The organism is Sphingobium ummariense RL-3, assembly GCF_000447205.1.
Taxonomy (GTDB): Bacteria; Pseudomonadota; Alphaproteobacteria; order Sphingomonadales; family Sphingomonadaceae; genus Sphingobium; species Sphingobium ummariense.
In genome coordinates this window covers 1-3,253 of the sequence record NZ_AUWY01000053.1, presented here as the reverse complement: position 1 = coordinate 3,253, position 3,253 = coordinate 1, and the positions used below count along the sequence as shown (strand labels likewise).

The following is a 3,253-nucleotide window of genomic DNA, read 5'->3' as shown; positions in this document are numbered from 1 at the left end:
ATCGCCGCCGGCGCCATCGGGACGCGTCGGACGATTGGCCCAGTTGCCCGGGCGGCCATCGCGGTCGGACCAGCCGGGGCGACCCGGGCGATCCGGCCGCCCGTCATTGTCGCGCCCACGCCAGCCGCTCCAATTGTCGCGCCCGCGCCATCTATTGCCTTCCCGGCCGCGCCAATGGTCACGCCGTCCTTCCCAGTAGCGCCGCTGTCCGTCGTTCCAGCGGTGCCGGTGTCCGCCGCGGTCATAGACATAATAGCCGGTGCCGGGATAATAGAAGCCGTCATACCAGCCATAATAGGGATAGCCGCCATAGCCGGCACCATAATAGCTCGGTCCCCAATTGTCGTAATAGCCACCGCCATAATAGCCGGTGCCGACGCTCACGCCGCCATAGCCGTAGCCGTCATCATAGGCACAACCACCAAGTGCGACCGCGCCGGCAAGGCCGATCGCCGCCAGAAATCTGCGTCCGGACCAGCTCATCGCCTTCCTCCTCAATACACTTCCTGCTGGGGCGATAACGTCTACCGGTTGAATTGGTTGTGAATGAAAACTGCCGTCCATTCCGTTTAGCGGAGGTTCATATTAGCGCGGTTTTGTTCATTTCAGTGACAGAAAGCGTGATTTTTCCGTCACATAATCGCGTTTCGGCGGACTTTTATGATCCGTTCAGGAAACCTTCGGGTGCAGCCGGCCATTTTCCTCCTGTCGACGGGCCGTTCCGGCATGCGCGGCGGGTCCACACCGTCGCCCGATTCAGCAACAGGTAAAAGGGTCATACCCATGAAGACACTGCTTTTCACGGCGGCTGCCGCCGCGTCCCTGATTCCCGCCGCCGCGCTGGCGCAGGACGAGACGAGCGCGCCGCGCCGCATCGAGCCCTATGTGGGCGTCATGGGCGGCGTCCATGATTTCGACAGCGAGACCGGGAAGGAAGGCATCCCCCCGGTCGGCTATAAGGGCCGGCTGGTCGAAGGCGTGGCGGGCGTGAACTACAATGTCGCCGGCCCCGTCGTCGTCGGCGTGGAAGGAACCGTGTCCAAGGGCGTCAGCGGCGATATCGACTGGGAATATGGTGTCGCGGGCCGGGCCGGCGTCAAGGCCGGCAAGGACAGCCTGATCTTCGGCAAGGTCGGCTACAAATGGGTGAATTTCGACGCGCTCGGCAATGACAGCCCGGATTTCCACGGCACCACCTATGGCGCGGGCGTGGAGCTTTCCGCCGCTGACATGGGCGGCTCGGCGCAGAGCAGCAACATCCGTCTGCGTGTCCAGGCCGACACCATGGGCAATTTCCGCTCGGTCCGACCGATGGCGGGCGTGGTCGCGAAATTCTGACGGTTTGACCGGTCATCTCCCGCACGCGGGAGGTGGGGGTGCGGAACGGCCTTGGACTGCGGCCGTTCCGCATTCGCCATTCGGGAGCGAACGGAGGCGCGGAGCGATCTGCGCCTCTTCCTGTTTCTGCGCCCCGTTCCTGCGCCATTGCCGCGCGGCGCGCGCGCTGGCATGGCAAGGGGATGAAAAAGATCGGCCTGCTGGGGGGCTCCTTCAATCCGGCGCACGGGGGCCATCGCGCCATTTCCCTGTTCGCGATCCAGGCGCTGGAACTGGACGAGCTGTGGTGGCTCGTCTCGCCCGGCAATCCGCTCAAGCCCCGCAGGGGCATGGCGCCGCTCGCCGCGCGCGTCGCCCATGCCCGCAAGGTGGCCCGGCGCGCGCCGATCCGCGCCACCGCGATCGAGACGCGGCTCGGCACCCGCTACACGGTCGACACGCTGAAGGCGCTGCAGGCCCGCTACCCGCGCGACCGCTTCATCTGGCTGATGGGCGCCGACAATCTCGCCCAGTTCGGCCAGTGGAAGAACTGGCGCGGCATCGCGCGGCAAATGCCCATTGCCGTTATCGCCCGTCCCGGCTATGATGACGCTGCCCGTGGCTCTGGGGCCATGGCCTGGCTGCGGCGTTTCGTCCGGCCCGCGCGCCAGGGTGCAGACTGGACGGATTGGAGACCGCCGGCGCTCGTGCTTTTGCGCTTTCGCCCTGATCCAAGATCGGCGACCCTGCTGCGGCAGGCGGACCCCCTCTGGCATCGCGAATATGAACACAGCCGCGTGCGCGATCCGCTCACGCGCCGGATGATTGTCTAGATTGGAGCTTTTTTGACCAGACCCCGACCCGCCAACGACACGGCCCAAGGCGCCGAAAGCGTTGCCGCCCTGCATGCCCTCGTCCTTCAGTCGCTCGACGACGACCAGGCGCAGGAAACCATCTCCATCCCCCTCGAAGGCAAGAGCAGCATCGCCGACCATATGGTGATCGCGAGCGGCCGTTCGTCGCGCCAGGTCGCGGCGATGGCCCAGCATCTGGCCGAGAAGATCAAACAGTCCACGGGCCGCTCCGCGCGGGTCGAAGGGCTGCCGGTCGCCGACTGGGTGCTGGTCGATGCGGGCGACGTGATCGTTCATCTGTTCCGGCCGGAAGTGCGCAGCTTCTACAATCTGGAACGGATGTGGGGCTTCGTCGACGCGCCGGTGGCGGGCACGGCCTAGGCCTGCCGTCCACTTTCCCGGTCGTTGCGAGACCGTCGGGGGAAGCGTCTCGACGGATGCCGCCCGATTTGGCTCGAAGCGGCCGAAGCTGAACGGGGTCGATCCTTGCTCCTTCACATCATCGCGCGCGGGAAGATCGGACGCTCGCCCGAAGGCGATCTTGTCGATCGCTATCTGAAGCGGCTGACCATGCCGCACCGGATCACCGAGATGCCCGACCGGGGCGGCAGGGTGCCGCCCGCGCCGCCCGGCACCGTGACCGTGCTGCTGGACGAGAAGGGCCGGCAGCTTTCCTCCATGGATTTCGCCCGCCGGATCGAGGGCTGGCGCGATGCGGGGACGCGCGAATGCCGCTTCCTGATCGGCGCGGCGGACGGCTTCGACGATGCCGATCGCGCGAGCGCGGACCTGCTGATCGCCTTCGGCGCCATGACCTGGCCGCACATGATGGCCCGCGCGATGCTGGCCGAACAATTGTGGCGGGCCTGCTCCATCCTTGCCAACCACCCCTATCATCGCGAAGGATAGGCGAACGGGTGGGGCATCGGGGCTTTCGATCAGAGTGAAGCGGGCGGGGATCATCGCAGCGGGAACGATCGGGGCCGGCGCCCTCCTCGCGTCGCGGCTGGTCGCGGCCGACGGCCAGGCCCTGATCCTGCCGGGCACCGCTGGCACGACGCTGGAGCAGGAACAGGCCGCGC

The 3,253-nt window shown here is 66.5% G+C and carries 5 protein-coding genes; 4 read left to right on the top strand and 1 reads right to left on the bottom strand.

Translation table 11 applies throughout. The features are described 5' to 3' along the window. A partial coding sequence (locus M529_RS50240; RefSeq protein WP_021317232.1) for a hypothetical protein occupies positions 1 to 483 on the bottom strand: 483 nt, incomplete at its 3' end. A gap of 300 nt (positions 484 to 783) precedes the next feature. Here M529_RS50240 and M529_RS31455 point away from each other — a divergent pair. The 4 genes from M529_RS31455 (at position 784) to M529_RS31440 (ending at position 3,080) form a co-directional block, all read left to right on the top strand. Then, complete coding sequence (locus M529_RS31455) at positions 784 to 1,338, top strand: outer membrane protein (protein WP_021317231.1); 555 nt, start codon at positions 784 to 786, stop codon at positions 1,336 to 1,338. 182 nt (positions 1,339 to 1,520) lie between these two features. Continuing rightward, a complete protein-coding gene (locus tag M529_RS31450; protein WP_021317230.1) occupies positions 1,521 to 2,150 on the top strand; it encodes a nicotinate-nucleotide adenylyltransferase in 630 nt (209 codons plus the stop codon). A gap of 12 nt (positions 2,151 to 2,162) precedes the next feature. Then, positions 2,163 to 2,552, top strand: coding sequence for a ribosome silencing factor (gene rsfS / locus M529_RS31445; protein ID WP_021317229.1), 390 nt, complete (start codon positions 2,163 to 2,165; stop codon positions 2,550 to 2,552). 105 nt (positions 2,553 to 2,657) lie between these two features. Beyond that, positions 2,658 to 3,080: a 23S rRNA (pseudouridine(1915)-N(3))-methyltransferase RlmH gene (locus M529_RS31440; protein WP_021317228.1), complete on the top strand. Its 423-nt coding sequence runs from the start codon at positions 2,658 to 2,660 to the stop codon at positions 3,078 to 3,080. Positions 3,081 to 3,253: the final 173 nt, after the last annotated feature.